This window comes from Streptomyces sp. NPDC110618, assembly GCF_055657065.1.
Map to the genome: position 1 here is coordinate 71996 of NZ_JBVKBN010000004.1, position 15376 is coordinate 87371.

Below are 15376 nucleotides of genomic sequence, written 5' to 3' on the forward strand. Positions count from 1 at the left end.
ATGTCTGCGGCCGTTGAACTCCGCACGGGTCCCTGGATCTTGACCCGCCGCACCGATGGGTGCCGCGCCCCAGTGACCCGCCGCACCGACGGGTGCCGCGCCCCAGGAACCCCGGTGGACCTCAGCCCGCCACGATCCGCCCGGATACCTCGCCCAGCCCAACCCGGGCGCCGTCCGCCCCAGGGGCCCACGCCGTCATGGTGACGGTGTCGCCGTCCTCCAGGAAGGTGCGCTTGCCGTCGGGGAGTTCCAGGGCGTCGCGGCCGTTCCAGGTGAGCTCCAGCAGGGAACCGCGTTCGCGTTCCGTCGGCCCGCTGACCGTGCCGGAGCCGTAGAGGTCGCCGGTGCGCAGGGAGGCGCCGTTGACCGTCATGTGGGCCAGCTGCTGGGCGGCGGTCCAGTACATCGTCGAGAAGGGGGGCTCGGAGATCACATGACCGTTGAGGGAGACGGAGATGCGCAGGTCGTAGCCGCCGGGCTCGTCGTCCGTGTCGTCCAGGTAGGGAAGCAGCGGGTGGGTGCGCTCCGGGGGTGCCACCCGGGCCGCGTCCAGGGCGTCCAGCGGGGTGATCCAGGCCGACACCGAGGTGGCGAAGGACTTGCCGAGGAAGGGGCCGAGCGGGACGTACTCCCAGGCCTGGAGGTCGCGCGCGGACCAGTCGTTGAGCAGGCAGAGGCCGAAGACGTGCTCCCGGAAGTCGGCGAGCGCGACCGGGCCGCCCATCCGGGTCGGCACGCCCACCACGAAGCCGACCTCGGCCTCGATGTCCAGCCGCGCGGAGGGGCCGAACACGGGGGCCGGGTCGGAGGGCGCCTTGCGCTGGCCGGAAGGCCGTACAACGTCCGTACCGGAGACGACGACCGTGCCCGAGCGGCCGTGGTAGCCGATCGGGAGGTGCTTCCAGTTCGGGGTGAGGGAGTCCTCCGCGTCGGGTCGGAAGATCCGGCCGACGTTCCGGGCGTGGTTCTCGGAGGCGTAGAAGTCGACGTAGTCGGCGACCTCGAAGGGCAGGTGCAGGGTCACCGCGGACAGGGGGTGGAAGAAGGGCTCGATCGCCTCGCGGTGGGACGGCACCGTGACCCAGGCGGTCAGCGCACGGCGCACGTCGGACCAGGCGGTGAGGCCCGCCGCCAGCAGCGGGTTCAGCGTGGGCTTGGCGAGCAGGGAGGCGTAGGGGGAGCCCAGTGCCAGCGCCGCCGCGCCCGCGTCGAGGACGTGGTCACCGAGCCGTACGCCGACCCTGCGGGCGCCGTCGTCCTCGCCGGGGACGGAGAAGACGCCGTAGGGGAGGTTGTGCGAGCCGAAGGGGTCGCCCTCGGGGACATCAAAGGGGGGCATGGGTGCTGCCTCGCTCTCGTGCGTGCCACGGGTCCGTGTCGTCGCCCCTCACGTTACGGGCGTGTTGCCCGTCCTGGGCAGTGCGCACGAAGTGCGGTGATCACGCGTCGGGGTCCTCCTGGGCCCGCTGCCAGGCGAGGAAGTCCGCGATCAGTTCGGGCGGGTTGGCCGCCGCGGTGGCCTCGACCTCCCAGCCCGGCCGGTACATGTCGAAGATCACGACGGGCAGCGGACGGCCGAGGACGGACCCGATGGCGCCGCTCGCGTGGAGGTGCCGGGCGAGGCCGAGGACGGCGTCGTCGAAGTGGAGCTGGAGCAACTCGCGCTTGACCTCGACCTCCGTGTCCTCGTGGTCCTCCTGGTCTTCCTGGTCCTCCTGGTCTTCTTCGAACCACAGCCCCAGCCGTCTGACCTCGGCCTCGTACAGCGGACCGCCCACGGGATCCTCCGGTGCGCTCCCCAGCGTCTCGAAGCCGTCCAGGAGCCAGCAGGCGTAGTTCCAGCGGGCCTCGCCGGGGTCCTCCGGCCGCCGCTCACGCTCGTACTGGGACTCGGTGTTGTAGCCGATCGCGACGTACGGGCGGCGATCGTCGTCGTCGACCCGCCAGATACGGAAGGAGAGCGCGTAGATCTCGGGAACCAGCCGCTCGGGAAAGCGACGGAGAACACCCGCTGCCGCGCCCCGGAGATATTCCGAGAAGTCCCCGTCCCGGCCCGCCAACACCATCGCCCCCGTCCGTCCCTGCAATGTCCTCATTTCACCAGATGCCGGTGCGGGAAAGGGAGTTGGAGGGGCGCGCGGGGCTTGTGCGGGCGCCGGGGACGTCCGGTTCGCGCTGAGTCGGCGGGGCGTGGTGTCCGTATTCTCTGATCATGGCCGCACCCCTCGCATATTCACTCATCGCCACCGACCTGGACGGCACGCTGCTCCGAGGCGACGACACGCTCTCCGACCGGACGCTGGCCGCGCTTTCGAGGGTGGCGGCCGCCGGAGCCCGGCACCTGGTGGTGACCGGCCGACCGGCGCCCAGGGTGCGCCCGCTCCTCGACGACCTGGGCAGCGGGGGGCTCGCGGTGTGCGGACAGGGCGCGCAGGTGTACGACGCCGGCGCGGACCGTCTGCTGTGGTCGGTCACCCTGGACCGGGAGCTGGCCGAGACGGCGCTCGGCAAGATCGAGGCCGAGGTGGGGGAGGTGTACGCGGCAGTCGACCAGGACGGCGTCGACGGGCTCACGCTGATCGAGCCGGGGTACCTGATGCCGCACCCCACACTGCCCGCGGTGCGGGTGGGACGGCGTGACGACCTGTGGTGCGAGCCGATCAGCAAGGTGCTGCTGCGCCATCCCGAGCTGTCCGACGACGAGTTGGCGGCGACGGCGCGCTCGGTGGTCGGTTCGCTGGCGAACGTCACGATGTCGGGGCCGGGGACCGTCGAACTCCAGCCATGCGGCATCACCAAGGCGACGGGGCTCGCCCTGGCCGCGGACTACCTCGGCCTGGGCCCGGAGCGGACGATCGCCTTCGGTGACATGCCGAACGACATCCCGATGTTCGACTGGGCCGCGCACGGCGTCGCGATGGCCAACGCGCACCCCGAACTCAAGGCGGTGGCCGACGAGATCACCCTGTCGAACGAGGACGACGGCATCGCCGTCGTCCTCGAAAGACTGCTCAGGGAAGGGGCCGCGGCCTAGCGGGCGCCCCCCGGGCTGCTAGTACGCGCCCCACACGTTGTCGATCGAACCGTAGCGCTTGGCCGCGTAGTTGCAGGCGGCGGTGATGTTCGCGACCGGGTCGTACGGGTCGTAGGAGGTGCCCGGCACGTGGTACGCCATGAAGGTCGGGTCGATCACCTGGAGCAGGCCCTTGGAGGGGGTGCCGGCGGCGGCGTTGGAATCCCAGTTGTTGATCGCGTACTGGTTTCCGGAGGACTCCCGGATGATGTTGCGGTAGATGCCGTTGTAGCTGCCGGGGATCCCGTGGTCCGCCATGACCTGCAGGGACGCGCGGATCCAGCCGTCGAGGTTGTTGGCGTACCCCAGCGAGGCGGCGGTGGTGGCGGTCGGGGTGGCCGCGGAGGCGGTGGTGGCGCCGAGCAGCGGGAGGGCCAGTACGGCGGCTCCGGTGCCGAGGACGGCGAGCTTGCGGGCGATACGGCGGGGGCGGCGCTGAGCGGCAGCGGGCATGGCGAAGTTCCTCTCCGGCGCCTGCGAGGTGAGCTGTCGGGTTCGGGCGGGAGCTGCCCGGCCGCACGCCCCTCAAGGCGCGCGACTTCACCCCGAGCCGTTCCGGCACGTCCGCAGACGCCCGGCCCGGCGACTTACCTGGGTCCCCCGCTCCTGCCGTACGAAGTTCTCTCGGGTGAAGCCGGGCGGCGGCAGGATTCGGCGTCCGCCCGACAGGCCGGGAACGTATGCGAGAGCACATGTCCGAAACAAGTACCGGATTCACATATTCACGGATTTGATCTTCGTCCAGGAGGTTTGCGGCGGGCTGCGATTTGCGTATGCCAAGGGTCAACTCGCCGACAGGGAAAGGGTTTCGGCCCGCTTCGGAGTGCCGCCCGCTGGGGTGCCCGCGTGAGTCACGTCACCCCGAATCGCAAGAGTGAGCAAAACGGGCAATAGGCCTAAGGAGCCTCAATAGGGCTGTATTGGTGGGTCGTTCGCGGAACTGCCTCCGTGGAGCCGCTTTCGCGGAACCTCTGCGGTGGTGCGCGTCGTTGTCATGGTGATCGTCTGTGGGGCGGGCCGCAGCGATCGCCTTGAGTGACCCGGGGGCCAGGGTCGCGGTGCGGTGCGGAGGGAGTCGCAGCCACCCCGGGCGAAGCCGTGTCGACCCCGGTTCGAGACGCGCTCCACTACTGCCGAGTAAATCGATTTCCACGTAAATCGATGAATATCAGTCCTTATCAGGTGATCAAAAACATAACCGGCGTGATCCCATACCGCCCGTCGTGGACGGGCGGGCGGCATCGGTGATCGAAACCTGACCGGATACGCTGACTTGAGTGAAGGCAGCGACCTATCGACAAACCGCGTAATCACCGGTAGACACCAGCAGACAGGAGACCCCTCGTGACCGTCGTCGGGCCGTTCGGGCTGAGCGTGCGGGACCAGGCTCTGGAAGCCGATGTCCAGGCCGGATTGGCGGCTGTCGAGGAGGGTCTTCTCGAAGCCACCAAGAGCGAGGTCCCCTTCATCACGGAGGCCGCCCAGCACCTCGTGCGCGCGGGCGGGAAGCGGTTCCGGCCGCTGCTCGTGATGCTCGCGGCACAGTTCGGGGACCAGTACGCGCCGGGCATCGTGCCATCGGCCGTGGTGGTGGAGCTCACCCACCTGGCGACGCTGTACCACGACGACGTGATGGACGAGGCCGAGGTCAGGCGCGGGGTGGCCAGCGCCAACACCCGCTGGGGCAACTCCGTCGCCGTCCTCACGGGTGACTTCCTCTTCGCCCGCGCCTCCCACATCCTCGCCGACCTCGGTCCGGAGGCGGTCCGGGTCCAGGCCGAAGCCTTCGAGCGGCTGGTCACCGGGCAGATCCTGGAGACGGCGGGCCCGCAGGACGGGCGCGACCCGGTGGAGCACTACCTCGACGTGCTGGCCGGCAAGACGGGCTCCCTGGTCGCCGTGTCCTGCCGCTTCGGCGCGATGATGTCCGGCGCCGACGAGACCGTGGTGGACGTGCTCACGCAGTACGGCGAGCGGCTCGGGGTCGCCTTCCAGCTCGCGGACGACGTGCTGGACATCGCCTCCGACTCGCACGAGTCCGGCAAGACCCCGGGCACCGACCTGCGCGAGGGCATCCCCACCCTGCCGGTGCTGCGGCTGCGCGAGCGGGCCGAGCGGCTCGGCCTCGCGGAGGACATCGCCCTGTGCGAGCTGCTCGACTCCGACCTGAGCGACGACACGCGGCACGCGGAGGCGCTCGCCTCGCTGCGCGCCCACCCGGCCCTGGAGCAGGCCCGGCGCGACACCGTGCGCTACGCGCAGGACGCCCGCGCCTCGCTCGCCCCGCTGCCCGAGTGCGACGCGAAGGCCGCGCTGATGGAGCTGTGCGACGCGGTGGTGCACCGGGCGGGCTGACGTGATGCGTCCGGCGGGCGGACGGGTGCACCGGGCGGGCTGACGTGATGCACCCGGCGGGCGGACGGGTGCACCGGGCGGGCTGACGTGATGCACCCGGGCGGGCTGACGTGATGCGCCCGGCTGTCGGCGTGCCGCTCGCCCGGCGGCTGCCGCCGGCGGACGTGGTGCACCACCCGGGCCGACTCCCGTGCCGCACCACCCGGGCCGACCCCCGTGCCGCAGCGCCGGGCCGACCCCCGTGCCGCAGCACCGATGAGGACCGATGAGGGCGGTGTCTCCGTCGCAACCCCTACGGGTCGGGGGAGACACCGCCCTTCCGTGTCATACCGCAGGTGTACACGGAGTTGAGCCCGCGGTCTGACGATTCACGGCCGCCGATTTGGTCAGATGGTGACAACGGAAAACACCACTCCTCACCGATTCGGGTGAGAATGGCGGCTACGGGCTGGACGCACGGGAGTTGGCAGGCCGCCGCCGACGACGGAGGTAAGGCACACATGGCACCGTACGGATCCGACGACACCACCACCGCGGACGAGAACGACGACCTGCGCTCCGGACGGCGCAAGGCCGCGCGGTACGTCGTGCCGGTCGCGGTGGTGGGGGTGGCGGCGGCGACCATCGGTCTCGTCCCCGCCCTCGCCAGCTCCGGTGACCCCGACCTGCCGGAGATCAGCGCAGAACAACTCATCCAGAAGATCGCCGAGTCCGACGTACAGCAGCTGTCCGGGACCGTGAAGATCAGCACCGATCTGGGGCTGCCGGACCTCGGCGGGCTGGAGAGCGCGCTGACGTCCGGGGCGATGGGATCCGGGGAGGGCGGTTCGTCCGCCGACCCGTCCACGAAGCTCACCGAGCTGGTCAGCGGCTCGCACACCCTCAGGGTCGCCGCCGACGGCCCCGACCGGCAGAAGATCTCGCTGCTCGGCAAGGCCAGCGAGTACAGCCTCATCCACAACGGCAAGGACGTCTGGGGCTACGACAGCGAGACCAACGAGGTCTTCCACGGCACCGCCGAAGAGAGCGGCAAGCACGAGGAGGAGGTCCCGGCCACGCCCAAGGACTTCGCCGAGGAGGCCCTGAAGGCGGTCGACGACACCACGTCCGTCACCGTCGACGGCACCGCGCACGTCGCGGGCCGGGACGCCTACCGCCTGCTGATCGAGCCCAAGCAGTCCGGCACCACGGTCGGCGCGATCACCGTGGCGGTGGACGCCAAGACCGGTACGCCGCTGAAGTTCACGCTCACCCCCTCCAGCGGCGGCGCCGCCGTGATCGACGCCGGCTTCACCCAGGTCAGCTTCGCCAAGCCGAACGCCTCGACCTTCGACTTCACGCCGCCCAAGGGCGCGAAGGTCACGGAGGAGGACGAGGCCGTCAAGGAGGAGCGCGCCGGGAGGGCCCCCGGGAAGACGTCCGAGCACGACGTGCCCGAGGGCGAGCCGCGGGTGATCGGCGAGGGCTGGAACTCCGTCGCCGTCCTGGAGACCGGCGGCGAGGGCATCCCGTCCGGCGACGAGCTCGAAGGTGACCTCGGCCAGTTCGGCGACTTCATCGACTCCTTCGGCGACAAGGCCAAGGGCGAGTTCGGCGAGGGCCGGGTCTTCTCGACCCGCCTGGTCAATGCCCTGATCACCGACGACGGCAAGGTCTACGTCGGCGCCGTCACCAAGGACGCGCTGGTGAAGGCCGCCAACGCCGGGTAATAAGGCACGCATGACCGACACGTCCGCCGCGGAGCGGGAATCCGAGCCGGGTGACGGCGCGATCGTCACCCGAGGGCTCACCAAGCGCTACCGCGGCGGACAACTCGCCGTGGACGGCCTCGATCTGACCGTCCCGGCGGGCAGCGTCTTCGGCTTCCTCGGGCCCAACGGCTCCGGCAAGACCACCACCATCCGCATGCTGATGGGCCTGATCGAACCCACCTCCGGCACCGCCCGGATACTCGGCCGCCCCATGCCGCGCGCCACCCGCGCCGTCCTCCCGCACGTCGGCGCCCTGATCGAGGGCCCCGCGCTCTACGGCTTCCTCTCCGGCCGCGACAACCTCCTGCGCTACGACGCCGCCGACCCGACCGCCGACCCGCGCACCCGGCGTGCCCGCGTCGCCGCCGCACTGGACCGGGTGGGCCTGACGGCCGCCGCGGGCAAGGAGGCCAAGGCGTACTCGCTCGGCATGAAACAGCGGCTCGGCCTCGCGGCGGCACTGCTCCAGCCGCGTCGGCTGCTGGTGCTGGACGAGCCGACCAACGGCCTCGACCCGCAGGGGATGCGCGAGATCCGGTCCCTGATACGGGAGCTGGCCTCCGACGGCACGACCGTCTTCCTCTCCTCCCACCTCCTCGACGAGATCGAGCAGGTGTGCACCCACGCGGCCGTGATGGCGCAGGGCAGGCTCGTCACCCAGGGCGCGGTCGGCGACCTCGCGGCCGGAACCCGGGGCCGCCTCGTGGTGACGACCCCGGATCCGGCGGACGCGGCCCGCGTGCTGAAGGAACAGGGCGCGGCGGACGTCGTCGTCATCGAGGACGGGGTGACCGCCGAACCACCGGAGCGCGACCTCGCCGAGGTGAACGCCGCCCTGGTGACCGCGGGTGTCCGCGTCCGGGGGTTCGGCGTGGAAAGGGCCTCGCTGGAGGAGGCGTTCGTGGCGCTGACGGGGGAGGGCTTCGATGTCGCGGGCTGACCTGGACCCGGCTCGGGAGCGCACCGGGAGCACCAGGAGGACGGCTCAGGAGACCACTGGGCGCACGGCTCAAGAGGGCACCGGCCAGCGCATCCCCCTCCACCGCCACGGCTCTCTCCTCCTCAACGAACTCCGCACCACCCTCCGCCGCTGGCGCACCCTGGCCCTCCTCGGCGTCCTCGCGGCGGTCCCCGTCCTCGTCGGCATCGCCGTACGGATCGAGACCGGCGACGGCGGCTCGACGGGCGGCGGTGGCGGTGCGGGCGAAGGCCCCGCGTTCATCTCGCAGATCACCAACAACGGCCTGTTCCTGGTGTTCACCGCGCTCGCCGCGACCTTGCCGTTCTTCCTGCCGATGGCCGTCGGTGTCATCGCGGGCGACGCCATCGCCGGCGAGGCGGGCGCGGGCACCCTGCGCTACCTCCTGGTCGCCCCCGCGGGCCGCACCCGGCTGCTGCTCACCAAGTACGCGACCACCTTGGCCTTCTGCCTGCTGGCCACGCTGGTGGTCGCGGTCTCGGCGCTCACGGTCGGCGCGCTGCTGTTCCCGCTGGGCGAGCTGACGACGATCTCCGGCACCCGGATCAGCTTCACCGAGGGCCTGGGCCGCGCGCTGCTGATCGCCCTGGTCGTCGCCGCGTCCCTGACTGGGGTGGCGGCACTGGGCCTGTTCGTCTCCACCCTCACCAACAGCGGCATCGCGGCGATGGCGACGACGGTCGGCCTGCTGATCACGGTCCAGATCCTCGACCAGATCCCCCAGTTGGACGCGATCCATCCGTACTTGTTCTCGCACCACTGGCTGTCCTTCGCCGACCTGATGCGCGAGCCGGTGTACTGGGACGACCTGGTCAAGAACCTCGGCCTGCAGGCCCTCTACGCGGCCGTGTTCGGGTCGGCGGCCTGGGCCCGCTTCACGACGAAGGACATCACCGCCTGAGCGGCCAGAGCCCCGCGCAGGCCACGGTCACCCCTCGTACGGGAACCGCGCGAGCGGAGCCTCCCCCTGGAAGAAGGTCTTCGCCCGGGTCAGCGCCCCGGTGTCGTTCAGTACGTCGCCGGGCTTGCTGCCGTTGCCGAGCAGCACCCCGCCGAAGCGCATGCCCATGTACGCGGCGGAGTTGTTCAGCGCCCCGATCAGCGGGTCGGCGACCGACGGCTCGTGATCGGAGAGCGCGGTGACGCCCCACAGGGTGCGCCCGGCCATCGTCTTCTTGAAGTCGACGCCGGGAGTGCGCAGCCAGCCGGACCAGTAGTCGAGGTAGCGCTTGGCGGGCGCGGAGAGCGTGTACCAGTACAGCGGGGAGGCGATCACGACGTCGGTCGCCGCGATGGTGGCGTCGAACAGCAGCCCGACATCGCCCTCGGTGGGCCGGACGTGGTCGCTGTCGTGGCGCAGGTCCTCGAAGTCCGGCAGCGGATGTGCGGACAGGTCGATCCACTGCTGCTCGACGTCCTCCGGGAGCTGCTCGGCGGCGCGGCGGGCGAGCAGTTCGGTGTTGCCGTCGGAGCGGCTGCTGCCCAGGACGAACAGGAAGCGGCGGGTCATGGGTCCCCCAGGATCGCGGACGGTCGCAGGCCCACCATTGCAGGCGTGCGCGAACAAACTGCACATGCATTATATGCGTACGCAATAAATTGTCGAGCGCATGTACCGGGGGTTGTGCCCGCACGTGGCCGGACCGCAGGCTGGAACGAGCCTGTGACGTCGCGGTGACGTGTGTACGGGTGGCCTGCGGAGAGACTCGTCGTAGGTGGTGTTGCCAGCCAGTGAGGAAGCGATGTCTCGACTCAGCCGCGCGCAGAATCCGGTACAGCAGGCTGGGCCGTCGGCGGCCCCGATCCAGGTCCATGTCCCCGCCGCCGGCCAGGGCGGCGCCTCGGTCGGCGGTGTCACGGTCACGGCGGCCCCGGGCCAGGAGATCCAGCAGGCCGTCCTCAACCACCTCCATCGCATCGCCCTCGCCGGGGGCCACCCCGTCCACGCCACGATCCGGGACGACCGGATCGGCTACGCCGTACCGCTGCAGATCAACCTGGACGGCTCCAGCACACTGACGGGACAGCCGTGGGAGGTGACCACCGAGCCGACCCCGGTCGCCTCTGAGCCGGCACCCCTCGCTCCCACCCCGCCCCTCTGCGTCGTCGACCCCCACCCGATCCCCTTGGGCACCGTCTCCCCGCCCACCGGCGTCTTCGGCCCCCCGCCCGTGATGGCCCCGCAGCCCACGCCCGCGGCGGACACGCCCCCGCCCACCCCCCAGCCGGGGCCGAAGCCGAAGCCCCACCCCTTCCTCCAGGCCACCGCCCTCCCCCCGGAACCGGCCCCCAAGACCCCCACCCGCGCCCGCGGCTTCGACGCCGTCGCCGAAGCCGTACTGGGAGACGAGCCGTCCCCCGCGGGGCCCCTGGCCGAACCCGTCGCCGCGATCAACGAGGCCGTACGGGAGGGCCGTACCGAGGACGCCGCGCGGCTCGCCGAGCACGCCGTCGCCGAGGCGTCCCGGGCCCTCGGCCCGGAGCACCCGGAGGTGCTGCGGCTGCGCGAACTGGCCGCCTACATCGCCTACCTGGCCGGAGAACCGGCCACGGCGTTCGCGCTCGCCCTGGAGGTGGCCGGCATCCACCACCGCGCCCACGACCGCGAGGCCGCCTACGGCAATGTCCTGAGCGCGGCCACGGCCTGGCGTGCCGTACGCGACCCGGAGCTGGGCCTGCGCCTGGGCGACGAACTGATCGCCCTGTGGTCGGCCCTCGCCGAGGACGGCGGCCCGGCGGCGGAGGAACCCGGGCGCCTGGAGTCGGCCCGCACCCGGATGAACCGCCTTACCGAACGCGCCGCCCGCCTCTGACCGCCTCCGCCCCTTAACGGAGGCGAACCAGCCCCCTACTGGACGCAGAACTCGTTCCCTTCCGGGTCCTCCATGACCGTCCACTGCCCGGAGGGCTCCTTCACCTCCCGCTGTACCCGAGCCCCGAGCGCCCGCAACCGCTCCACCTCGGCCTCCCGCCGCCCCTCGGGGGCGTGCAGGTCGAGATGGAGCCGGTTCTTCACGGTCTTCTCCTCAGGCACCCGCTGGAACAGCAGCCGCCGCCCGAGCCCGGTCCCGCTGTCGGGGTCGTAGGGGTCCGCGGGATGCCGTACGGCGACCAGGTCCCGGAAGGCGAGGCGGGCGTGGAACTCGACGACCGCCTCGCGCGGCAGCGCCCCGAGTTCCAGCAGCCGTTCGATGAGCGCGTTGTTGTCCTCGACCTCGTAGTGCAGGGCGGCGGCCCAGAAGTCGGCCTGCGCCTGCGGGTTCGAGCAGTCGACGACGAGCTTCCAGTGCAGCGGGACGGGAGCCGACGAAGATTCGGGAGTCTGTGTCATGGGGTCACTCATAGCCCGCGAGTAGGACAGGGAATGTCCTATATGCGCCTCGGGAGTGTCAGTGGCCCTGTCCAGGAACCGCCATCCCTGGCAGGCTCGTAAGTGTCCCATCGGAGGGAGCCGGCCTGATCGCGTGACCACCCCTCTTCCCCTGGAGTGTGCTCATGGGCACCCGCGCCTGGGCGCTGTTGCTGGTCCTCTGCGGAACGATCTTCCTGGAGGGCATCGACGTCGCCATGATGGCCGTCGCGATCCCGTCGATCAGAGCCGATCTGGGGCTCTCCACCGGAACCGCGGCCTGGGTCATGAGCGGGTACGTGCTCGGATACGCCGGATTCACCCTGCTCGGCGGACGGGCGGCCGATCTGCTCGGCCGGCGCCGGATGCTCCTGCTCTGGCTCACCGTCTTCCTGGGCTTCTCCGGGCTCGGCGGACTGGCCACCGGGGGCTGGATGCTGGTCCTCGCCCGATTCGTCACCGGCGTCGCCGCCGCCTTCATGACCCCGGCCGCGATGTCCCTGATCACCACGTCCTACGAGGAGGGCCCGCCGCGCAACAAGGCCCTGCTGGTCTTCGCCGGCACGGGCGCGGGCGGCTTCTCCCTCGGCCTGGTGGCCGGAGGACTGCTCACCGAACTGCACTGGCGGTGGGTGTTCTTCGCACCGGTGCTGCTGACCGCGCTCCTGCTGTTCGCGGCGGTACGGCTGGTGCCCCGGCAGGAGGGTCAGCGTGAGCGCGGGCGCGGTTTCGACCTGCCCGGCGCGATCCTCGTCGCGAGCGCCATGCTGGTGGCCGCCTACGCCGTCGTACGCCTGGAGCACGGACTGGACGGCTGGCCGCTCACCTCGGCGGCGGCGGTCGCGGCGGTGCTGCTCGGCACCGGGTTCGTGCTCGTCGAACGGCGCAGCGCCGATCCGCTGGTCCGGCTGGGCATCCTGCGCGTGGGGCCGGTCGCACGGGCCGACCTGGGCGCGCTGCTCTTCCTCGGCGCCTTCTTCGGCTTCCAGTTCGTGGTGACCCTGTATCTGCAGGAGCTGCGCGGCTGGTCCGCGCTGCAGACCGCGCTCGCCCTGATCGTCATGGGCTGCGACGCCGTCCTCGCGCCGACCCTCACCCCGAGGCTGGTCGCCAAGTGGGGCAACGCCCGGGTGATCGTCGGCGGCTTCGCGCTCGCCGTCGTGGCCTACGGCCTGTTCCTGCCGGTCGGCATGGACTGGCCGTACCTGCTCATGCTGCCGACGCTGTTCGTCGCGGGCGCCGCGTTCGCGCTGGCCTACGGGCCGCTGACGATCGCGGCGACCGGCGGTGTCGCCGAGGAGGAGCAGGGGCTGGCGAGCGGGCTGCTGACCACCTCGACCCAGTTCGGCGCCGCGATCGGGATCTCCGCGGTGACCGCCGTCTACGGCCTGGCGTCCACCGGATCGGGCCCCGAGGACACACTGTCGGCGTTCCGTACGGCGCTGGTGGTGCCGGTGGTGATGGTGACGCTCGGCCTGCTGGTCTCGGCCCGCAGCGCCAGGGCGGAGCGGCGCGCGGCACGCCAGGCGTCGGCGGTCAGCAGCGTCAGCGCCAGCCAGACCAGCGCGAAACCGGCCCAGCGCTCGGGCGGCATCGCCTCGCGGAAGTAGAGGACACCGAGCAGGAACTGGAAGACCGGCGCCATGTACTGCAGCAGGCCCAGGGTGGACAGCGGCACGCGGATGGCGGCCGCGCCGAAGCAGACCAGCGGCAGCGCGGTGACGATGCCGGTGGCCGCGAGGAGCGCGGCGTGTCCCGGGCCCTCGGTGGTGAGGGTGGAGTCGCCCTGCGTGGTGAGCCACAGCAGGTAGCCGAGTGCGGGCAGGAACTGGATGGCGGTCTCGGCGGCCAGCGACTCGATGCCGCCGAGGTTGACCTTCTTCTTCACCAGACCGTAGGTGGCGAAGGAGAAGGCGAGGATGAGGGAGATCCACGGCGGACGGCCGTAGCCGATGGTCAGCACGACGACGGCGGCGCAGGCCACGCCCACCGCCACCCACTGCACGGGCCGCAGCTGCTCCTTCAGGATCAGCACGCCCATGGCGATGGTGACCAGCGGGTTGATGAAGTACCCGAGCGAGGCCTCGACCACATGGCCGGAGTTCACGGACCAGATGTACAGGCCCCAGTTGACGGTGATGACACCCGCGGCCACGGCGACCAGACCCAGCTTCCGCGGCTGCCGCAGCAGCTCACCGGCCCAGGCCCAGCGGCGTACGACGATCAGGGCCGCGGCGACGAAGACCAGCGACCAGGCCATCCGGTGGGCCAGGATCTCCACCGCCCCGGCGGGCTCCAGAAGGGGCCAGAACAGCGGAACGAGCCCCCACATCCCGTAAGCCGCGAAGCCGTTCAGCAGTCCTATGTGCCGCTCGCCCCTCGGCTTCCCGTTCACGGGCCCTCCCTCTGGTCGTACTCGCCTGGAAGAAGGTAGCGCCGAAGACCCCCGGCTGTCATGCCCGTATCGCTATACGGTCATGACAGTCGGGAAGTCCCAGGTCAGCCCTTGAGCGCGGCGGCCACGGCGTCGGCGAGGGGTGTGGTCGGGCGGCCGATGAGCCTGGACAGCTCGCCGCCCGGGACCACCAGCTCGCCCTTGGCCGTGGCGGCGTCGACGCCCACCAGCAGCTCGGCGAACGGCTCCGGCATCCCCGAACCGGTCAGGATGTCCTTCATCACCTCGCCGGTCACGGCGTTGTAGCCGATCTCCCGGCCGGTCTGCCGGCTCAGCTCGGCCGCGAACTGGGCGAAGCTCCACGCCTCGTCGCCGCCCAGCTCGTACGTCTTGTTCTCGTGCCCCTCGCCGGTCAGGACCGCGACCGCGGCGGCGGCGTAGTCGGCGCGCGCGGCGGCGGAGATACGGCCGTCGCCCGCGGCGGCCACCACGGCGTTGTGCTCCAGCACCGGGCCGAGGTTCTCGGTGTAGACCTCGTGGTACCAGCCGTTGCGCAGCAGCACGTACGGCACTCCGGAGGCGGTCAGCGCCTCCTCGGTGCCGCGGTGGTCGGCGGCGAGTGGGGCGGTGAGACTGCCGATGGTGCTGGTGTAGGCGAGGAGGGCGACCCCGGCGGCCTTCGCCGCGTCGATGACCACCCTGTGCTGGGCGACCCGGCCCTTGTCGAACTCGTTTCCGGAGATCAGCAGCACCTTGTCGCCGGCGGAGAAGAGGCCGTCGAAGGTCTCCGGCGCGTTGTAGTCGGCGACCGCGATCCGCACCCCGCGTTCGGCGAGGTCGGCCGCCTTCTCGGGGGTGCGCGCGACGGCGGTGATCCGGTCGGCCGGGACCTTCTCCAGCAGCTGCTCCACCACGTGGTGGCCGAGGTGTCCGGTGGCTCCGGTGACGACGATGCTCATGAAACGACTCCTTGTGGGGTGATCTGCGATCGACCCTAGAAGGAGCGCTAACTATTGGAAAGTACCCACTTTGAAGTAAGGTACTGCCATGAAGGTTAGTGACGCCGGGCCGGGCAGCGACGCGATGTGCCCGTACCGGCTGGTCCTGGAGCACGTCACCAGCCGCTGGGGCGTTCTCGTCCTGATCAACCTCCTGGACCGGCCCTACCGGTTCAGCGAGCTGCGCCGCGCGATCGGCGAGGTCCGCCCGGTCAGCGAGAAGATGCTGACCCAGACCCTCCAGACCCTGGAACGCGACGGCATGATCCACCGCGACGCCCAGCCGGTCATCCCGCCCCGCGTCGACTACTCCCTCACCGCCCTCGGCCGCGAGGCGGCGGAGCGGGTGCGCGAGCTGGCGGAGTGGACGCGCGAGCGGATGGACCGCGTGTCGGAGGCCCGGGAGGCCTACGACGCCGCCAAGGCCCGGGAGTCCGGGGTACGGAAAGGGGCCTGAGCACCGGGCATGTGCGCAG

The 15376-nt window shown here is 71.2% G+C and carries 14 protein-coding genes, 1 pseudogene and 1 riboswitch; of the genes and pseudogenes, 8 read left to right on the forward strand and 7 right to left on the reverse strand.

The annotated features are described in order from the left end of the window. Positions 1–121: 121 nt before the first annotated feature. Both fahA and ACZ7L7_RS09105 read right to left on the reverse strand, forming a co-directional pair. Positions 122–1339 (reverse strand): fumarylacetoacetase, encoded by a 1218-nt coding sequence (gene fahA / locus ACZ7L7_RS09100; protein WP_285510683.1) that lies wholly within the window; start codon positions 1337–1339, stop codon positions 122–124. Positions 1340–1439: 100 nt separating this feature from the next. Then, positions 1440–2066 (reverse strand): hypothetical protein, encoded by a 627-nt coding sequence (locus ACZ7L7_RS09105; RefSeq protein ID WP_471591778.1) that lies wholly within the window; start codon positions 2064–2066, stop codon positions 1440–1442. A gap of 146 nt (positions 2067–2212) precedes the next feature. On the opposite strand from ACZ7L7_RS09105, the gene ACZ7L7_RS09110 reads away from it, so the two are divergent. Next, complete coding sequence (locus ACZ7L7_RS09110; protein WP_285510681.1) at positions 2213–3034, forward strand: HAD family hydrolase; 822 nt, start codon at positions 2213–2215, stop codon at positions 3032–3034. Positions 3035–3052: 18 nt separating this feature from the next. On the opposite strand, the gene ACZ7L7_RS09115 is transcribed toward ACZ7L7_RS09110, so the two are convergent. Continuing rightward, positions 3053–3526, reverse strand: a complete 474-nt coding sequence (locus ACZ7L7_RS09115) for a transglycosylase SLT domain-containing protein (RefSeq protein WP_285510680.1) — start codon at positions 3524–3526, stop codon at positions 3053–3055. A 3-nt stretch (positions 3527–3529) separates the two neighbouring features. Next, a riboswitch (cyclic di-AMP (ydaO/yuaA leader) is annotated at positions 3530–3724 on the reverse strand. A 693-nt stretch (positions 3725–4417) separates the two neighbouring features. On the opposite strand from ACZ7L7_RS09115, the gene ACZ7L7_RS09120 reads away from it, so the two are divergent. From ACZ7L7_RS09120 to ACZ7L7_RS09135, 4 genes are all read left to right on the forward strand, one after another. Beyond that, entirely contained in the window at positions 4418–5428 is a 1011-nt protein-coding gene (locus ACZ7L7_RS09120; protein WP_453599026.1) for a polyprenyl synthetase family protein, read from the forward strand. A gap of 500 nt (positions 5429–5928) precedes the next feature. Next, complete coding sequence (locus ACZ7L7_RS09125) at positions 5929–7137, forward strand: LolA family protein (protein ID WP_285510678.1); 1209 nt, start codon at positions 5929–5931, stop codon at positions 7135–7137. 10 nt (positions 7138–7147) lie between these two features. Continuing rightward, positions 7148–8119 (forward strand): ABC transporter ATP-binding protein, encoded by a 972-nt coding sequence (locus tag ACZ7L7_RS09130; RefSeq protein WP_472075417.1) that lies wholly within the window; start codon positions 7148–7150, stop codon positions 8117–8119. Next, complete coding sequence (locus tag ACZ7L7_RS09135) at positions 8106–9059, forward strand: ABC transporter permease (protein WP_472075419.1); 954 nt, start codon at positions 8106–8108, stop codon at positions 9057–9059. The genes ACZ7L7_RS09130 and ACZ7L7_RS09135 overlap by 14 nt, the downstream gene beginning before the upstream one ends. Before the next feature lie 27 nt (positions 9060–9086). Here the strand turns inward: ACZ7L7_RS09135 and ACZ7L7_RS09140 are convergent, their stop codons facing one another. Further along, complete coding sequence (locus ACZ7L7_RS09140) at positions 9087–9668, reverse strand: flavodoxin family protein (RefSeq protein WP_453599036.1); 582 nt, start codon at positions 9666–9668, stop codon at positions 9087–9089. A gap of 232 nt (positions 9669–9900) precedes the next feature. Here ACZ7L7_RS09140 and ACZ7L7_RS09145 point away from each other — a divergent pair, with 232 nt between their 5' ends. Beyond that, positions 9901–10971 carry a tetratricopeptide repeat protein gene (locus ACZ7L7_RS09145; RefSeq protein WP_285510674.1) on the forward strand — a complete coding sequence of 357 codons (1071 nt, stop codon included), beginning with the start codon at positions 9901–9903 and terminating at the stop codon, positions 10969–10971. A 35-nt stretch (positions 10972–11006) separates the two neighbouring features. On the opposite strand, the gene ACZ7L7_RS09150 is transcribed toward ACZ7L7_RS09145, so the two are convergent. Further along, entirely contained in the window at positions 11007–11489 is a 483-nt protein-coding gene (locus ACZ7L7_RS09150) for a VOC family protein (protein ID WP_453599042.1), read from the reverse strand. Between the two features lie 164 nt (positions 11490–11653). Between ACZ7L7_RS09150 and ACZ7L7_RS09155 the strand changes: the two are divergent. Further along, a pseudogene (locus ACZ7L7_RS09155) lies at positions 11654–12856 on the forward strand (MFS transporter); the annotation flags it as partial. 32 nt (positions 12857–12888) lie between these two features. Here the strand turns inward: ACZ7L7_RS09155 and rarD are convergent. Continuing rightward, a complete protein-coding gene (rarD, locus tag ACZ7L7_RS09160; protein ID WP_453599134.1) occupies positions 12889–13839 on the reverse strand; it encodes an EamA family transporter RarD in 951 nt (316 codons plus the stop codon). Between the two features lie 167 nt (positions 13840–14006). Then, on the reverse strand, positions 14007–14861 hold the full coding sequence (locus ACZ7L7_RS09165) for an SDR family oxidoreductase (RefSeq protein WP_285510671.1): 855 nt from the start codon (positions 14859–14861) through the stop codon (positions 14007–14009). Positions 14862–14949: 88 nt separating this feature from the next. Between ACZ7L7_RS09165 and ACZ7L7_RS09170 the strand changes: the two genes are divergently transcribed. Continuing rightward, complete coding sequence (locus tag ACZ7L7_RS09170; protein ID WP_285510670.1) at positions 14950–15357, forward strand: winged helix-turn-helix transcriptional regulator; 408 nt, start codon at positions 14950–14952, stop codon at positions 15355–15357. The last annotated feature ends 19 nt before the right edge of the window (positions 15358–15376 follow it).

Excerpts from the sequence above, each read along its gene's own strand:
- fahA (WP_285510683.1), bottom strand. The coding sequence starts at position 1,339 with ATGCCCCCCTTTGATGTCCCCGAGGGCGACCCCTTCGGCTCGCACAAC.
- ACZ7L7_RS09105 (WP_471591778.1), bottom strand. The coding sequence starts at position 2,066 with ATGGTGTTGGCGGGCCGGGACGGGGACTTCTCGGAATATCTCCGGGGC.
- ACZ7L7_RS09110 (WP_285510681.1), top strand. The coding sequence starts at position 2,213 with ATGGCCGCACCCCTCGCATATTCACTCATCGCCACCGACCTGGACGGC.
- ACZ7L7_RS09115 (WP_285510680.1), bottom strand. The coding sequence starts at position 3,526 with ATGCCCGCTGCCGCTCAGCGCCGCCCCCGCCGTATCGCCCGCAAGCTC.
- ACZ7L7_RS09125 (WP_285510678.1), top strand. The coding sequence starts at position 5,929 with ATGGCACCGTACGGATCCGACGACACCACCACCGCGGACGAGAACGAC.
- ACZ7L7_RS09130 (WP_472075417.1), top strand. The coding sequence starts at position 7,148 with ATGACCGACACGTCCGCCGCGGAGCGGGAATCCGAGCCGGGTGACGGC.
- ACZ7L7_RS09135 (WP_472075419.1), top strand. The coding sequence starts at position 8,106 with ATGTCGCGGGCTGACCTGGACCCGGCTCGGGAGCGCACCGGGAGCACC.
- ACZ7L7_RS09140 (WP_453599036.1), bottom strand. The coding sequence starts at position 9,668 with ATGACCCGCCGCTTCCTGTTCGTCCTGGGCAGCAGCCGCTCCGACGGC.
- ACZ7L7_RS09145 (WP_285510674.1), top strand. The coding sequence starts at position 9,901 with ATGTCTCGACTCAGCCGCGCGCAGAATCCGGTACAGCAGGCTGGGCCG.
- ACZ7L7_RS09150 (WP_453599042.1), bottom strand. The coding sequence starts at position 11,489 with ATGACACAGACTCCCGAATCTTCGTCGGCTCCCGTCCCGCTGCACTGG.
- rarD (WP_453599134.1), bottom strand. The coding sequence starts at position 13,839 with ATGTGGGGGCTCGTTCCGCTGTTCTGGCCCCTTCTGGAGCCCGCCGGG.
- ACZ7L7_RS09165 (WP_285510671.1), bottom strand. The coding sequence starts at position 14,861 with ATGAGCATCGTCGTCACCGGAGCCACCGGACACCTCGGCCACCACGTG.
- ACZ7L7_RS09170 (WP_285510670.1), top strand. The coding sequence starts at position 14,950 with ATGAAGGTTAGTGACGCCGGGCCGGGCAGCGACGCGATGTGCCCGTAC.